Source organism: Sulfurimonas denitrificans DSM 1251, assembly GCF_000012965.1.
GTDB classification, from domain to species: domain Bacteria; phylum Campylobacterota; class Campylobacteria; order Campylobacterales; family Sulfurimonadaceae; genus Sulfurimonas; species Sulfurimonas denitrificans.
Genome location: NC_007575.1, coordinates 384377 through 399964 on the forward strand (window position 1 = coordinate 384377; position 15588 = coordinate 399964).

Below are 15588 nucleotides of genomic sequence, written 5' to 3' on the forward strand. Positions count from 1 at the left end.
ACAAAAAAAACATCTTCTTTATATAAATGTGATTTGATTGTCTCTAGGAGGTTATTTTTATTATGGCATTTGGAAATATCACGCCATCTACTCCAAGAAGCCCCAACTCTTCTATTTCAGCTTCGCTAGTTACAAATACCAATATTTTTGCATCAAAGAGATAGTTTTCAGCTATATTTTGAGCTGTTTTTGCCAACTCTTTTTCAACAACTATATAGAGCACGCCAAAAGATGAGGCATAGAGAAGCTCGGTAATATTTCTTACATGTAAAGCCATAGGGATAAGAGTGCTAGAGGCAAAAGAGATAATATCTAAATTTTTTTCACTAAATTCAAGATAGATAGTTGAAGATGGCGGAGTATTGTCTATGGATTCAATGCTGTTAATATGGTAAAAACTCTGGCTTTGTATAAATCTATGACCAAAAAATATCATTTTATGCTCTCTAAACACTCTCTTGAGCAGTAGTATTTGCCACCGCTGATTAATGAATCTTCAAGTGAGCAATATATTTTACATGTTGCGCACTCAACCATATCGTTACTTTTTTGTTCATCTTTTTTATTTGCTGATTTTTCAACTTGAGGTTTTTTCTTTATAAATTTAAAATATATAAAAGCAATAACGCCCACAACAAGCAAAATTTTAAGTATCATAAAGTCTCTCCAATGAGAAGATAGTGCCTATTTTCTCTTTTTATTATCTTATATTTTAGGTCTTTATTAACTTCATCGTAAACTCTCTCGCCTTTAAAAAAAAGGAGTTTCGAGTCCTTATTGCGGAAGCCTTTACTTAATTCAAGAAGCATGTTGGTATCTATAACTGCCCTTGAAGTTACTATTTCAAAGATTTCACTAGGCATATCTTGAACTCTTTTTTGGACAACTTTAACATTACTAAGCCCAAGATCAGCTTTTATAAACTGTAAGAAACTTGCTCTCTTTGCTAAAGGCTCCACAAGGGTAACTTCAGTCTCTGGTAGTCCCATAGCTAAAATTAATCCTGGAAAACCAGCTCCCGTACCAATATCTAAGAGATTTTTACATTTTGGTAAAAAAGTGATTGGGTAAATTGCATCATAAATGAACTCATCAATCGTATTTTCATCTTTTGCACCTGTTAAGTTATGAATCTTGTTCCATTTAAAGAGGTGCTCTTTAAATTTTTGTATATGATGAAAAAATGTGTCTGGTAACTCGGTATCAAGTTCCAACAGAGCAGTTTTCAAGTTCAAATTTTTTCCTTCTTTAGAGTTACATGTTAGAGCTTAAAGCAGATGCCCCATGCTCTCTTTTTTTACATTTAAGTAGCCTTCATTGTGAGGATTTGACTTCATTATGATGGGAACACGCTCTACAATATCTATACCGCTAAGTGAGAGAACTTTTTTTGGGTTATTTGTGAGAAGCTTTATCCTCTTTATCCCAAAATGCTCAAGTATAAAAGGAACAATCTCATAAGTTCTCTCATCCGCATCAAAGCCTAACTGATGATTTGCTTCTATGGTGTTTAGCCCTTGGTCTTGAAGAGCATAAGCGTTTATCTTGTTTAAGAGCCCGATATTTCGCCCCTCTTGTCTTAGGTAAATCACCATGCCATTTGTTTTTGAAGCAAGCATAAGAGCATGTTCTAGCTGATCTCTACAATCACACTTCAAACTCCCCATCGCATCCCCAGTCAAGCACTCAGAGTGAACTCTAACTATGGGAATCTCATCAATAGGCTCTTTAAAAATAACTAGATGTTCTTTGCAACCAACTTTAAAAACTTTGACTTTAAAATCGCCAAACCTTGAGGGTAAATTTGCTACTTCAGAGATCTCAATATTCAATAAATTGTCCTAACTTTAACTTTAAAAAGGTAAAATATTTTTTTAAAAATTATAGCTAAAAAAAGGTTTAATAATGTTTCAAAGATTTCGCAGAACTCGCTTAAATAGTCATCTTCGTTCACTAGTGCGTGAGACAAATGTAAGTGTAGATGATTTTATTTATCCGCTTTTTGTGCGCTCTGGGGAGGGCATAAAAACAGAAGTCTCATCAATGCCGGGGGTGTTTCAAATGAGTATAGATGAGGTTTTAAAAGAGTGCGAAGATCTTAAAAAACTAGGACTTTACTCAATCATTCTCTTTGGAATACCTGATGTAAAAGACTCCATAGGGTCTGATTCTTTATGCGAACATGGGATTATTGCAAAGGCTATACGTGCCATAAAAAAGGCTCATCCTGAGATGTTTGTAGTAACGGACTTATGTTTTTGTGAATACACAGATCATGGACACTGCGGAATCATTGATGAAAAAAAACAAACAGTAAATAATGATGCAACTCTTGAAATATCTGCTCAACAAGCGATAGTTCATGCAAAAGCTGGAGCAGATATGATAGCACCATCAGGTATGATGGATGGCATAATAATAACACTTAGAGAAGCACTTGATGGAGCAGGGTATGAAAATCTCCCTATCATGAGCTACTCTACAAAGTTTGCTTCAGGATATTATGGTCCATTTCGTGAGGTAGCAGAATCAACCCCAAGTTTTGGAGACCGTGCTTCATATCAGATGGACCCAGCAAATAGAAGAGAAGCTATTGCTGAGAGTATCTCTGATGAGGCTCAAGGGGCAGATATTTTGATGGTAAAACCAGCTCTTGCATACTTGGATATAGTAAGAGAGATAAAAGATGCAACATCGCTTCCTATGGCTGTTTATAACGTAAGTGGTGAGTATGCCATGATAAAATTTGCAGGTATGCAGGGATTAATTGATTATGACAGAGTTGTGATGGAGACAATGGTTAGTTTTAAGAGAGCAGGTGCGGATATTATAATCTCTTATCATGCAAAAGAGGTTGCAAGGATGTTACAAAAGTAACCTTTTTGCTATTGGTTATGTTCTACATGTAGCTTATAGAAGCATACTTAAAGAGAATTATTATAAACTTAATGCTTATTTTATATTTTTGGGGAAACTATTGAGACACTTTTTAACGCTGAGAGACTTTAGCAAAGATGAGATTTTAGAGATTATAAATATAGGTTTAGAGATAAAGAAGAGCCTAAAGAGTGCTGTTTGTAAGCACGAACTAAAAAATCAGACATTAGCCATGATATTTGAAAAAAGCTCAACAAGAACTCGTGTTAGTTTTGAGACAGGGATGTTTCAGCTCGGCGGACATGCGCTATTTTTATCAAACAGAGATATTCATTTGGGCAGAGGTGAGCCAGTCAAAGACACAGCTAGAGTTATTTCAGGCATGTGCGATATGATTATGATTAGAACGTTTGAGCACTCACGCATCGAAGAGTTTGCCTCTTATTCAAAAGTTCCAGTAATTAATGGGCTTACCGACTCATATCATCCTGTTCAACTCTTAGCTGATTATATGACTTTGGTTGAGTATGGTATGGAAAAAAACATTATCGCTGCTTACGTGGGTGATGGGAATAACATGACTCACTCATGGATGATGTTAGCTGCAAAGTTAGGCTTTGAACTCAGAGTTGCTACTCCAAAAGGGTATGAAGTTGATGAAAAAATACTTCAAGAAGCTCTTCTAATCGCAAAAGAGAGCGGAGCAGTTATAAAAGTCACAAATGACCCCTCAGAGGCTGTAAAAGGGGCAACAGTAGTTACAACTGATACTTGGACTTCTATGGGACAAGAGGAAGAGAAAGAGGCTCGTATTAGAATATTTAACGGCTTTATGGTTGATGAGAAAATGATGTCACAAGCAGCGAGTAATGCAAAGTTTCTTCACTGCCTCCCCGCTTATAGAGGACTAGAGGTTAGTGAAGAGGTTTTTGAAAAACACTCTGAGATAATTTTTAATGAAGCAGAGAATAGACTTCATGCCCAAAAAGGGCTGATGGTCTGGCTGGATAAACAGAGGAATATATAGTCTTTGTTCTGTTTATCGCCTCTAATGGTTTAGTACGCTTCTTTTCTATGGGCAATTCTAATTATAGAAATAACTAAAAGGTTGTTTTCTTTTAAATAGATAATATGGTAATTGCCTGCCCGTTTTCTAAACTTACCTTTATGCTTGCCCTTCAACTGTTTATCATTAGTAAAGTTTCCGCTTTGCAAATCTAAAATTTTGGATGAAACGAGTAGTTGAATTTGCCTCTCAAGTTTTAAAAACTCCCGCTCGGCATCTTTGTCGAAGGCGATGCTATACATCAATACCGGCTTTTTTAAATACTTCTGCTAGAGGTACAACCGTGGTCTTTCCTGCCTTTAAGTCGTCTATTCTTTTATCGGCAATCATTTCATCTAACTTATCAAAGTATAATTCAATGGCTTTTTCAATCAAACTCGTTCTCGTCTTGTCCAGTTCTTGCGCATATTCATCTAATGTTTTAACAATGTCTTTTTCGAGTCTTATATTTATCGCTTGTTTCATACATATACCTCATTTTATTTCGTATATACAATTGTAGTGCATAAATGATTGTTTTGTCAAGTGCATGTATTAGTCCATAACATTTGGCACTGAGGAGTTGCTCCTTTGATTTTTTAAAATCAATACCATATTTTCATAGTATTTAAATCTATCAAAGTTGATAAGTTAAGTTGTAAAAAAATGGAGATAATTCACAGTGTAGCTTAATGTATAATGTGTGTAGGTGTCACATCTAGAGATAGATTGTTTATCATAAAAATAAATTGCCAAATTTTCTTTTCCTCTCATAAAGATATTTTAGCTTAGCATGTCATGTGTATTCACCTCGCAGAGGTGAAAGGATAAATTGTAACGATAGTAGGTCGTATTGATATGCATTTATGATTGTTTATTTGTTGGACTCTGTTCCAAGTATGTTGCCAAAGCTTCAAATCGGCGGTTCATTTCACCTGTAGGATCAACAAACATGTGTTGGAAGAAATTTCTTATATTTCCCGCAGTAATTTCTGTATTCATTGGATTAAAACTCTGACCATTTGGAAGTTGGACTTCTTGCCCCTCCATGCCTGTGCGGGATAGAGCAATAAGATTCATCCCAGATGCTGCTTCATAATCCCCTTTGGCAACAAGCTCATTGTAAAGAGCTTTTTCACTTGATGTCAAAGTAGCCATCGTATTGACAAAGCCTCCGGCTTTTTGCTGATAGTCCAGTTCTTCTGCTGTGAGAGTCTGGTAATCTTTTGAGCTTATTTGTGATAGGCGTTTATCATTGGAATTAACAAATTCAATTTCTTCTCTTGTTCTCTCAACAGCAGGTTTAATTTTAATGGCATCAAGACGAGTTTTAATTTCCTGCTCTTTAGCAATTGCTTTTGCCTCATCTGAAATGGTCACTATGTCTGTTGTATTGTTGAATCCAGACAAAGCTGTAGCACTATTTTCTTGACTAAAAAGCTGTTTTGTTGTACTGTATGTAGTGTATGCGTTGGCAGTGTTATTAATAGTCATGCTTATTTCCTTTTAAACAAAAAGTTTAAAAATGCCAAGCAAACAATATGCCAAGTTAGTAGCTTATACCTGTTGCGCTTCTGATTTTTTCGATTGTTGGAAGTGCAATCTCTCTTGCTTTATCTGCACCAACTTTTAAAATACCTCTTACTTCATCTTGATGAGCTTCAAAATACTCTCTTTTTTGTCTAAAATCTTTAAAGTATTCCCATATAACCTCTGCAAGATACATCTTAAAGTGGCCATGACCTTCTCCGCCTTTTTTGTATCTATCTTGAAGCGCAATGAGGTTATCTCCTTCTAAAAAGAGTTTTGCCATGTTATAAACATTACAGCTCTCAAACTCTTTTGGTTCTTCAACTGCTACATTTTCAGTTACTATTTTCTTGATAGTTTTTAGTTGAGCTTTCTCTTCACCAAATATATTTATAATATTTCCATAGCTCTTTGACATTTTTTGCCCATCAGTTCCAAGAACGGTTTGAACCTCTTCTTGAACTCTAAATTCAGGAATAGTTAAAATATCTCCATATTGATTATTGAATCTTATCGCTATATCTCTCGCTATTTCTACATGTTGAATCTGATCTTTTCCAACTGGAACAACCTCTGAGCCAAATATCAAAATATCTGCTGCCATCAAAACAGGATATGAGAAGAGTGAATGATTTGCTCCAATTCCTTTTGCAGTTTTATCTTTATAGCTATGCGCTCTCTCTAATAATCCCATTGGAGTAAATGATGATAAAATCCAGTACAATTCAAGCACCTCTTTTACATCTGATTGAACCCAAAAAATAGATTTTTTTGGGTCAATTCCTAATGCCAAAAAATCTGTTGCGCACTGCATAGTGAGCCTTGCTAAATCTTTGCCACCACTTGTCATGGCATGATAGTTTGCTATAAAAGCAAAAGTTTGGCTACTCTCTTGCGCATCCACCATCTGCTTAATAGAGCCAAAATAGTTTCCTATATGTAAATCTCCTGATGGCTGAATACCTGTTAAAACTCTCATCCTAAAACTCCAAAATAGTATAAATTTTTATGTTGTTATTATACTTGTTTTAACTTTATTTCGCTATGATTTATGGGTATAGCGATTTGAAAATTACCTCTTTTCATTGCCGCAAAACAGAAAAAAAATCAAAGGATTTATTATGAATGTACAAGTTCATGCAAAAGATATAACACTTAGTGCAAATGCAAAAGGGCATATTGAAACTGCAATAGCAGCTTTTAAAAAATACTCACTTGATATTACAACTGTAAATGTAAATTTAAAAAAAGAGAAAAAAGGTGTTTTAGTGGAGTTTGACATACACATAGCTCACTCAGAGCCAGTTGTAATCAATCAAGCAGATGAAGATTTAGATACTGCAATCGATTTAGCGATAGATAGAGCTTCAAAAGCACTTCGTCGTCTTCACGATAGAGTTGTTTCTCATAAGGCTACTTCTTTAAAAGAGATAGAAGTAGTAGAGGAGTAACATGTACAGTTGGATAGTCTGGTTTCATATTCTCTCTTTTATATCGTGGTATGCAGTTTTGTTTTACCTGCCACGACTCTTTGTTTATCACGCAGAAAATGCAGATAACGAGGGTTTTGTTAAAGTTGTAAAAGTTATGGAGATGAAGATTTACAAATATATCGGTGTTCCTGCTATGTGGGCGACACTGCTAAGCGGGACTTATCTAGCTATTGAGCTAGGTTTTAGTGGTAACGCTTGGCTACATGCAAAGATACTTTTTGTGGTTATTTTAGTGGCATATTTTTTCTCTTTAGGATATTTTAGAGAGAAATTTTTGAATGACGAGTGTAAAAAAAGCGGAAAGTTTTTCAGAGCTTATAATGAAGTTCCGACAATTTTACTTCTTGTAATAGTCGCTATGGTTATAATAAAACCATTTTAACTCTCGAAAAATTGTGTTTTTTGTAGCTTTAGAGTTTAACATCAAGCAATTACGTAAAAAGGAGTTCTTCCTTTTTACTTCTCACCACGTTTTTTAGCTTTAAATAAAACAGGTGTTCCGCTAAAACTAAATGCTTCTCTTAGCTTATTTGTCAAATATCTTCTATAAGTAAAGTGAAGACCTCGTGGTTTATTCATAACTATGGCTATCTTTGGCGGTCTTGTTTCATATTGTGTTGCATAGTAGATTCTGATTATTTGTCCACGCATGCTTGGTAGTTGATGGCGTCTTAGAGCCTTTTCTAAAACAACATTAAGTTCTGAAGTTTTGATGTGTTGAGAGTAGTTTTTATCTATTTCTAAAATCATATCAAAGAGCTTATCCACTCTTCTGTGCGATTTTGCAGAGAGTGTTACAATTGGCGCATAGGCTAAAAATTTAAATCTATCACGCACTTCTTGTATGATTTTGTCATACTCATCTCTATTTGCAATATCCCATTTGTTTAAAACAATGATACATGCAAGACGGTTGCTATCAACCAAACCTGCAATTTTCTCATCTAAATCTAAAAAAGGCTCACTAGCATCTAATACAACAAGTGCCATATTTGAGTTCTCTAGCATCTCTTTTGTGCGCATAAGAGCAAACTTCTCAATGCCCACGATTTTTCCTCTGCGTCTAAGACCTGCCGTATCAACAAAGGTAAGTTGTTTATCTTTATACTCCATGCTCTCATCAATAGGGTCGATTGTAGTTCCTGCAACACTACTTACAACAGAGCGCTCTTCACCAAGAAGAGCATTTAAGAGAGAGCTTTTTCCAACATTTGTACGTCCGATGATAGAGATTTTTATATGGTTTGCATCAGTTTCATCAAACTCTTTGATTCTATCGTTTTGGGCAAAGATAGAGTCATCTTCAAACTCTTCATCTTCGTCATCTTCAGGGTAGAAGAAGTTATCATCCTCCTCCTCTTCGTTGTACTCTTTATCATCAAATTCAAACTCTTCATCGTCCTCTTCAACAATATTTACATCATCTTCTTCATCTTCATCTTTTATGATGTCTTCTTCTGGAAGTCTGTCGTATATCCACTCTAAGAGCGCATTTACGCTTCTGTTGTGTGAAACAGATATGCCAAAAATAGCGTCTGTTCCAAACTCATAAAAATCCCAAAGATTATCTTTTAGTTTATCGTTGTCTATCTTATTTACAACGAGTGCAACCTCTTTGCCAAGAGTTTGAAGTTCATAAAAAAGTTTTTTATCTGCATCTTCTGGGATACTTTTTCCATCAACCATATAGAGAATAATGTCTGCTTTTTTTGCAGCTTCTAAAGATTTCTCTTTTATCTTGTCAAAAAGCTCACACCCTTGGTCAAGACCGCCAGTATCTAGTAAAAGTGCTTCTTTGTTTATGATAACAACATGTCGTCTCTTTACATCTCTTGTCGTTCCAGCAACATCAGAGGTAATAGCATCTCTTTTTTTCATTAGCCTGTTAAAGAGTGAGCTTTTTCCAACATTTGGACGACCGATAATGGCGATTTTTTTCATATTTGTTACCTTAATTTTATTAAATGGAATTATAGCTAAATAAAGAAGTAGAAAAAAAATTTAGTTTTTACTTAATTCTATCTTCTCTTTTGGCACTGGAGATGCGTAAGAACTAAAGAAAAAAGAGGTTAAACATTTGCTCTTTTGTCTGTTTTTGGAACATCTCTTCAAAAAGCTATTTACATGTTTGTCTGAGAGCATATGATGGTCTGAGTATTTTCTATTTAGTTGGTCAATTTTGTTTTTACCTTGAATATTATGGATAAAATGTACGGTTTCATCCTCATCAACGGCAGTAACTATACCCATATGTGTGATATTTAATGAGCCAACTCTTCGTTTTGTTTTTTGAAGAGTGTCTGAGAAGAAGACAATATCACCCACTTTTGGAAGAGGCTCACTTACTAGCTTATCTTCATCTTGCATCATGTTAAAAATTGCTCTTGAGCGTCTTGAATTATCATAATATTTATATAGCATTTCTGCTTTATAGAAAGATTCATTAGTATCACTATTTACCAAATCTACAAATCCTGAACAATCTTGACCACTGCTCTTATTTAAGTGTTTTAGCGCATTTTCTACAATGACTCTGCGAATAATCAACTCTTTATCTTCTTGCGGCTTTACTTCTATGATTGGTAGCGTTATTATTTGAGCTTCTGGCTCAACTATTGCAACCTCTTTTTGTGAACATCCAGTTAAAAAAAGAAGAAGAACTACTACAAGCCCTAATATAACGCTCCTCATTCTCCAGAGAACTCTTTTTCAAGCTCTTCTAGGGCATTTTTAGCTTTGAACTGCTGCCAAAGAGCATTGTCATTATTAAAACTTGTTTTGATGTTATTTCTAATTTGCTCATTTGTGGACTCTTTAGAGACTGTTACTAACATGTAAAGAGCTCCTGATGGTGCACTCCACATATCTATCGCTTTTGAGCCATTTAAGTTTACTTTTGCTACTTGTTTAGTTACGCTCTCTGTTGTTTTGTCCACTGTTTCACTAGAGGCGATGCCTGTTGTTCCAGTATATAGACTTACCTTGTCTTTTACTAATGTCTGAATCTGTTGCGCTAAATCAGAGCGACCATTTGCCATGGCTACTCTTCTCATATGATCCATTCCAGCGGCGCTTTTCTCTGCGATACCAACACCTGAATAGTGTCCAGGGACTTCAGGAATACAAGTCCATTTTGGAGCATCAACGTTCTCTTGTTTACAAGAAAAATCTACGCTTCTCTTCTCTGGTTCAACATCTTTTGAACAACCTATAATAATGACACTAAGTAAAATCGTAAGCGTAATATTTGAAATAGTTTTAATCATTTATAAATCTCCTTAGTTTTATTATGATGATTGTAGCAGTTTTCATCTTAAAAAAATTTTACTAATTCATACCACAATTTCTTATTTAAAAACTCCTTGTTTTGTGGTTTTTTTAGAGTTTTTTTGTACAATTCATTTTATGAAATATTATAATTATGAAACATTTAAAAATGACACAAATAAGTTGCTGCTTTTGCTTAGGGAGCATGATTTTGAAGCGATAGTAACAGTAGCAAGAGGTGGTTTTACGCTAGCTCACGCAGTCTCTCAAGGATTAAATATAAGAGATGTTCAAAGCATCAGAACTGAACTTTACGACAAAGATAAAAAAAGAGAGAAGATTAAACTTTTTCAAAAATGCGATTTTAGGAATCTTAAGAGAGTTTTACTGCTTGATGATATATCTGATAGTGGGGAGACTCTTAGTGCTGTTATGGGCTATTTAAAGGAAGAATTTAAAGAGATAGAGTTTAAATCCGCAACACTTTTTTATAAAAAAACCTCTATGTATGAGCCAGATTTTTGGATAAATGAAGTAGATGATTGGATAGATTTTTTCTGGGAGAGAGATTTTTTAGAGGATAAAACTATCTCTTAGGATGAGTTTTTTCCTCCTCTACAAAATTTGTATCATATATATAAGCACAAATAATTTTTAGTGCATCTTCATCAAACCCAAGTTCAGGCATCAGCTCATGTTTTTTTATAGCGTCATGCATAAGAGAGCCTTCATGTGAGGGTTTTTTAACCCAACTTGACATGTAAGATACAAACTCCTCTTTAGAGGAAAATGCATCTCTGTATCTCTGTCTAAACTCAGTTGCGGAGGGTGCAGAGATAGTTTTTGTTTCATGATGACATGTAACACAATTCCCATGAAAAAGAAGCGAACCCATCTCTGCTCCATAGATAAATGACGCTACTAAAAGAGTCAGAAAAATCCCTCTCATCTTCTACTTTCTTCTCTCTTTTATCATCTCATAAGCTTGATTTATCTCTTGAGTTTTTGCTGTTGCTTCTTGCATGTAAGCTTCATTTTTACCTTGAGATTTTATGATGTCTGGATGAAATTCACGAACTAGTTTTCTATATGCTTTTTTGATTGTGTCCATGTCATCACCCTCGCTTACTCCAAGAAGTTTATAAGCATCAGATATATTTGCTTTTGGAGTGATGTTTTTCATCATTTGCTCAAATTTATCAAACATTGCATGATATATATTTGGATCAAACTCAAGTGCTTCAGCTATTTGAGATAAAATCTCCTCTTCGCTTTTGCTTAGCTCCCCATCAACAAATGCCAACTGAATCAAAAAGCCCATAAATTGTTGCTGTTTTGCTCTGTCTCTTTTTATCGCATGGCTTAGAGTTTGAGCGATACTATGCAGATTTTCTTTTTTGTCTTTCTCTTCGTTAAATATCTCTTTTAAAATATCTTTAGTTTTTTGAGGCTCTGGAAATATTGCTGAGATATCATCAAACATGATGCCGATAAGCTCTGCTTCAAGAGCATCAACTTTGCCATCAGCTTTTGCAACTTTAGCAACAAGGGCTATAAAAAGACCAAGCTCACTCCTTTGAAGCGACTCTTTAGAGATAGAGAAATTTTTAAAACTCTCTTTTGAATAAGCACTATATTTTGAGTAGCTTTTAAAAATCCAATAAAAAAACCAGCCTAAAATCGCAAAAATAATTATATTTCCCATAACACTCCTTTATAAATCGCATAATTATAAGAAATAGAAGTTAATAAATAGATATATTTTTCTCCATTTCAAACATCATTGAATAACATTATGATAAATTCTTTTTGCAGTAATTTTTCCAATCCAAAAAACTTCTCCCATAAATGCCTCTTTTAAAGTTCCATCGCTATCCAGAGCAATTAAAACATCAACAATTGTGTCGCTTTTATCAAATGGTTCAACGTTAAGATTGTAGAGATAATCACTATCTTGCAAAGAGTTTATTTTTGTATCTTTTTTTTTATCCAAATATGAGAGCAAAACACTGTTTTCATCGTTGTGCGCACCAATCGCATAGAGTGGGTACTCTCTTGAGCGTGCATTACAGTTTTTTATGGCATTTAAATATATAGTTAAAGAGTCATTTTTGAAATATTGCTCTTCAATCTTCTCTTCTCTTGAACTCTCATTTACATCTCTATAGGTAATACACAGATTTGAGCTATTAAAAGAGGCTTTATTTACCAATTTTGTCTTCTCTTCTATGAGTTTAATCTCATTTTTGTGATGATCAAAATAGTAAGTTTGAGTTCTTGATCTTTTATTGTCCTCTTTTGTTTTTATAAATATATCAGGTACATATCTTCCATCTACAATTTTGCCTCTGCTGGTAAATGTTTCAAATCTATTTCTTAAAAGAGTAGCAGCCATGCCAACCGCAGTTACCGTAAGAGTTGTCTCATAATTTTTGCCATCTTCTTTAAAGATTATATCCGCATAGCCAACTTTTTTAAAAAGTGTTACTTCTATCTCATAACGACTAGAAATCTCTTTTGCAAAGAGGGTACTTACAACTAAAAAAAATATTAAAAAAAATCTAATTTCCACTATTTTATTCCCAACGTTAATCTATGTTTCCAAAATAAAAATCAAGATAAAATCGTAACATATAATTTGCTTCATAATTGTGTTCTCTATGAAAACTCACAATTGGTTGAACTTCATAAGCAATCCATTTGCGAAGAATATTTTGACGCCATGAAAATTGTGTAGCATAGTTACTAATACCTGAGTACTCCTCTGGATACATGTCGCAACTATATTTAGAGTTTCCCCAAAATATTTGTGACACTCCAAAACCTTTTTTATACGATGGCGTTAGGTAGTAAGAGAGAGATAGCGCATAATCATACCCTCTCGTATTTTCTTGTGTCTTGCGATGAAGAGTAGTCCTAAAAAGAGAGCTCTCATCTAAGGCTCTATCAAAATAGATATTTGTCTCTTCACTAAAATTATATTTTGTAGAGTATTTAAACTCTTGAGTTGGCTCTATTAACCACTTATTAAACTCAAACTCTTTTGAGTATCTTGCGCTCGCATAGGTAGATAGTGATCTTAGCCCAACTGAGTATTTGGATTTTATGTCATATTGCATAGGGGTAAAATAGCTTACACCAACTTGTGCAGACTTCTCATCTTCAATTTGGGAAACTGATTGAGATAGCGCATCCTTTTTGATTTCGCTAAAGAAAATTTGAAAGTTTTTTTGGCTTCTTTGAAGTGGAATCTGTGCTTTTATATAGGGGGTAATGGATGAGTCTCCTTTGGATTGCAAAAGTGATTTTAGACGAAATTGAAGGTAGCTTTTGTTTGTCTCTTTTATATATTTTTCACCCTTGAAAAACTCATCAACAGAGTTTTTTGTTTGACTTTGAGTGGTTATATTTCCATCTTCTGAGTGAACCCAATAAGCAATTTTTTTATCTATATCATCAAATACCTCAATTACATAGTTAGAAATTTTTTCCTGTTTTTCATCGAGTTTCTGTTGAAGTGTTTGAGCATTTGCATAAAAAAAGCAGAATAAAAATATGATAATACGAAATAACATAATTACTCCTTGGCACCTTTTACTACTATTGTATCCTTTTTTATTTTAAGTATACTTGCATTCATGAAACATATTAAAGAGTTAAACAGCGGTGTAAAATATATGCTTATTGCATCACTGCTTTTTGCCGTAATGGGCGCATTTGCAAAACTAGCATCAGAACATATGAGTTCACTTGAGGTAGTTTTTTTTAGAAATATTTTCGGTGTAATCTTTATTGGATATGCTCTTTATAAAAGCCCGATGAAGAGTAGGGGTGGGAAACCATATTTGCTGTTTTTTAGAGGATTGATGGGGTTTTTATCTCTTCTTGCCTATTTTTACAACATAGCAAATATTTCACTTGGAGACGCTGTTACCTACTCAAAAACTGCACCTATCTTCACGGCTATTTTTGCATGGTTTTTTTTAAATGAAAAACTCTCACTTAATGCTTGGATTGCTGTATTTATAGGTTTTTGCGGGATTGTTTTAATCGCACAACCCAGCGGAATTGGTTTTAGCAAATATGACATGTTAGGAATTTTTAGCGGTGTTGGTGCTGCTCTTGCATACACTTCAATAAGAGAGTTAAAAGAGTACTATGATACGAGAATGATAGTTTTATCTTTTACTTTTGTTGGAACAGTTGCTCCGATTTTACTTTTTATAATCTCAAAATATTTTTATATCTCTGCGCTTGATTTTATGTTGGGAGAGTTTGTTCTTCCTAGTGGAGTTGTTTGGGTTTATATTGTGGGGCTTGGTACTTTGGGAACGCTATCTCAATACTTTATGACAAAAGCGTATGGAGAGACAAAAGCGGGAATTGTTGGGGCGGTTAGTTATACAAATATAGTTTTTGCTATTTTTATTGGAGTAGTGCTTGGAGACGCATATCCAAGTGTTGTAAGCGCATGTGGAATTGCTCTTATAGTCAGTGCTGGAATTATGGTTGCAAAATCAAAATAATTCTACATTAAACCCAATATGATATAATCACTTTCTATTTTTTAAAAGGCAAATATATGAAATTACTCGCTGGACCTTGCGTTATTGAGAGTGAAGAAAACATTTTTAAAATTGCAAAATCATTAGAGACTTATCAAAATGATAAAACAATCGATTTTTATTTTAAATCAAGTTTTGATAAAGCAAATCGTACATCATTAGATAGTTTTAGAGGACTTGGCATTGATGAGGGGCTTAGAATACTTCAAAAAGTCAAAGATGATTTTGGCTACAAAGTAGTTACTGATGTGCATGAATCATGTCAAGTTGCTCAGGTTGCAGAGGTTGTAGATATGCTCCAAATCCCTGCATTTTTGTGTCGCCAAACAGATTTGCTTGTTGCGTGTGCAAAAACAAACAGAGAGGTAAATATCAAAAAAGGGCAGTTTATAAACCCGCCTGATATGCGCTACTCTGTGGCAAAAGTGCTAAAAACTAGAGGTTGTGATGAGGTAAGTTATGAAGCTTCTAAAAAACATGGAGTCTTTTTGTGTGAGAGAGGAAGCTCTTTTGGATATGGAAATATCATTGTAGATATGCGCTCACTCGTTATCATGAGAGAGTTTGCACCGACTATATTTGATGCAACTCACTCCGTTCAAGCCCCGGGTGCGCTTGGCGGAAAAACAGGCGGAGATAGAACAATGGTGCCATATCTCTCAAGTGCAGCCGCAGCAGTTGGAGTTGATGGCTTCTTTTTTGAGACACATTTTGATCCAAGTATAGCACTAAGTGATGGACCAAATATGATAAAACTAGATGAACTAGAAACAATAATAAATAAAATTAAAAAAATACAGGAGATATAAAA

Annotated in this window: 22 protein-coding genes; 7 read left to right on the plus strand and 15 right to left on the minus strand. The window is 34.5% G+C overall.

All coding sequences use genetic code 11. From position 1 onward, the window contains the following. Window positions 1-43: 43 nt before the first annotated feature. The 4 genes from SUDEN_RS01990 to ribA are packed head-to-tail and all read right to left on the minus strand — an operon-like array spanning window position 44 to window position 1832. Window positions 44-436, minus strand: coding sequence for a hypothetical protein (locus tag SUDEN_RS01990; protein ID WP_011372016.1), 393 nt, complete (start codon window positions 434-436; stop codon window positions 44-46). Then, complete coding sequence (locus tag SUDEN_RS01995; protein ID WP_011372017.1) at window positions 433-657, minus strand: PP0621 family protein; 225 nt, start codon at window positions 655-657, stop codon at window positions 433-435. Before SUDEN_RS01995 ends, SUDEN_RS01990 begins: the two co-directional genes overlap by 4 nt. Further along, a complete protein-coding gene (rsmG, locus tag SUDEN_RS02000; protein ID WP_011372018.1) occupies window positions 654-1235 on the minus strand; it encodes a 16S rRNA (guanine(527)-N(7))-methyltransferase RsmG in 582 nt (193 codons plus the stop codon). The genes SUDEN_RS01995 and rsmG overlap by 4 nt, the downstream gene beginning before the upstream one ends. A 33-nt stretch (window positions 1236-1268) precedes the next feature. Further along, window positions 1269-1832 carry a GTP cyclohydrolase II gene (gene ribA, locus SUDEN_RS02005; RefSeq protein ID WP_011372019.1) on the minus strand — a complete coding sequence of 188 codons (564 nt, stop codon included), beginning with the start codon at window positions 1830-1832 and terminating at the stop codon, window positions 1269-1271. A 73-nt stretch (window positions 1833-1905) separates the two neighbouring features. Between ribA and hemB the strand changes: the two genes are divergently transcribed. Together hemB and argF are read left to right on the plus strand one after the other, a co-directional pair. After that, entirely contained in the window at window positions 1906-2877 is a 972-nt protein-coding gene (gene hemB, locus SUDEN_RS02010; protein ID WP_011372020.1) for a porphobilinogen synthase, read from the plus strand. Window positions 2878-2977: 100 nt separating this feature from the next. After that, the gene (gene argF / locus SUDEN_RS02015; RefSeq protein ID WP_041672415.1) at window positions 2978-3904 is read left to right on the plus strand and encodes an ornithine carbamoyltransferase; all 927 of its coding nucleotides are present in this window, start codon (window positions 2978-2980) and stop codon (window positions 3902-3904) included. 29 nt (window positions 3905-3933) lie between these two features. Here the strand turns inward: argF and SUDEN_RS02020 are convergent, their stop codons facing one another. From SUDEN_RS02020 to trpS, 4 genes are all read right to left on the minus strand, one after another. After that, a complete protein-coding gene (locus SUDEN_RS02020) occupies window positions 3934-4185 on the minus strand; it encodes a type II toxin-antitoxin system RelE family toxin (protein WP_188085135.1) in 252 nt (83 codons plus the stop codon). Further along, window positions 4178-4408, minus strand: coding sequence for a ribbon-helix-helix protein, CopG family (locus tag SUDEN_RS02025; protein WP_041672173.1), 231 nt, complete (start codon window positions 4406-4408; stop codon window positions 4178-4180). Before SUDEN_RS02025 ends, SUDEN_RS02020 begins: the two co-directional genes overlap by 8 nt. Window positions 4409-4786: 378 nt before the next feature. Beyond that, entirely contained in the window at window positions 4787-5416 is a 630-nt protein-coding gene (locus tag SUDEN_RS02030; RefSeq protein ID WP_011372023.1) for a hypothetical protein, read from the minus strand. A 55-nt stretch (window positions 5417-5471) separates the two neighbouring features. Then, window positions 5472-6431 carry a tryptophan--tRNA ligase gene (gene trpS, locus SUDEN_RS02035; protein WP_011372024.1) on the minus strand — a complete coding sequence of 320 codons (960 nt, stop codon included), beginning with the start codon at window positions 6429-6431 and terminating at the stop codon, window positions 5472-5474. Between the two features lie 142 nt (window positions 6432-6573). On the opposite strand from trpS, the gene hpf reads away from it, so the two are divergent. Both hpf and hemJ read left to right on the plus strand, forming a co-directional pair. After that, on the plus strand, window positions 6574-6903 hold the full coding sequence (gene hpf, locus SUDEN_RS02040; RefSeq protein WP_011372025.1) for a ribosome hibernation-promoting factor, HPF/YfiA family: 330 nt from the start codon (window positions 6574-6576) through the stop codon (window positions 6901-6903). A 1-nt stretch (window position 6904) separates the two neighbouring features. Then, window positions 6905-7327 carry a protoporphyrinogen oxidase HemJ gene (gene hemJ, locus SUDEN_RS02045; RefSeq protein WP_011372026.1) on the plus strand — a complete coding sequence of 141 codons (423 nt, stop codon included), beginning with the start codon at window positions 6905-6907 and terminating at the stop codon, window positions 7325-7327. Window positions 7328-7401: 74 nt separating this feature from the next. On the opposite strand, the gene der is transcribed toward hemJ, so the two are convergent. Genes der through SUDEN_RS02060 form a run of 3 tightly spaced genes read right to left on the minus strand, consistent with a single transcriptional unit; the run spans window position 7402 to window position 10211 of the window. After that, on the minus strand, window positions 7402-8886 hold the full coding sequence (der, locus tag SUDEN_RS02050; protein ID WP_011372027.1) for a ribosome biogenesis GTPase Der: 1485 nt from the start codon (window positions 8884-8886) through the stop codon (window positions 7402-7404). A 60-nt stretch (window positions 8887-8946) separates the two neighbouring features. Further along, the gene (locus tag SUDEN_RS10980; RefSeq protein WP_011372028.1) at window positions 8947-9636 is read right to left on the minus strand and encodes a CHAP domain-containing protein; all 690 of its coding nucleotides are present in this window, start codon (window positions 9634-9636) and stop codon (window positions 8947-8949) included. Beyond that, window positions 9633-10211: an LPP20 family lipoprotein gene (locus SUDEN_RS02060; protein WP_011372029.1), complete on the minus strand. Its 579-nt coding sequence runs from the start codon at window positions 10209-10211 to the stop codon at window positions 9633-9635. The genes SUDEN_RS10980 and SUDEN_RS02060 overlap by 4 nt, the downstream gene beginning before the upstream one ends. A 139-nt stretch (window positions 10212-10350) precedes the next feature. Here SUDEN_RS02060 and SUDEN_RS02065 point away from each other — a divergent pair, with 139 nt between their 5' ends. Further along, entirely contained in the window at window positions 10351-10809 is a 459-nt protein-coding gene (locus tag SUDEN_RS02065; protein ID WP_011372030.1) for a phosphoribosyltransferase, read from the plus strand. Here the strand turns inward: SUDEN_RS02065 and SUDEN_RS02070 are convergent. From SUDEN_RS02070 to SUDEN_RS02085, 4 genes are all read right to left on the minus strand, one after another. Beyond that, entirely contained in the window at window positions 10799-11161 is a 363-nt protein-coding gene (locus SUDEN_RS02070) for a cytochrome C (RefSeq protein WP_238374816.1), read from the minus strand. The two genes, SUDEN_RS02065 and SUDEN_RS02070, sit on opposite strands and share 11 nt — an antisense overlap. A 3-nt stretch (window positions 11162-11164) precedes the next feature. After that, window positions 11165-11917, minus strand: a complete 753-nt coding sequence (locus tag SUDEN_RS02075; protein WP_011372032.1) for a TerB family tellurite resistance protein — start codon at window positions 11915-11917, stop codon at window positions 11165-11167. Between the two features lie 75 nt (window positions 11918-11992). Continuing rightward, window positions 11993-12784 carry a DUF3108 domain-containing protein gene (locus SUDEN_RS02080; RefSeq protein ID WP_011372033.1) on the minus strand — a complete coding sequence of 264 codons (792 nt, stop codon included), beginning with the start codon at window positions 12782-12784 and terminating at the stop codon, window positions 11993-11995. A 16-nt stretch (window positions 12785-12800) separates the two neighbouring features. Then, on the minus strand, window positions 12801-13787 hold the full coding sequence (locus SUDEN_RS02085; RefSeq protein ID WP_011372034.1) for a hypothetical protein: 987 nt from the start codon (window positions 13785-13787) through the stop codon (window positions 12801-12803). 63 nt (window positions 13788-13850) lie between these two features. Here SUDEN_RS02085 and SUDEN_RS02090 point away from each other — a divergent pair, with 63 nt between their 5' ends. Together SUDEN_RS02090 and kdsA are read left to right on the plus strand one after the other, a co-directional pair. Beyond that, on the plus strand, window positions 13851-14738 hold the full coding sequence (locus SUDEN_RS02090) for a DMT family transporter (RefSeq protein ID WP_011372035.1): 888 nt from the start codon (window positions 13851-13853) through the stop codon (window positions 14736-14738). A 26-nt stretch (window positions 14739-14764) separates the two neighbouring features. Continuing rightward, entirely contained in the window at window positions 14765-15586 is an 822-nt protein-coding gene (kdsA, locus tag SUDEN_RS02095; RefSeq protein WP_277059308.1) for a 3-deoxy-8-phosphooctulonate synthase, read from the plus strand. Window positions 15587-15588: the final 2 nt, after the last annotated feature.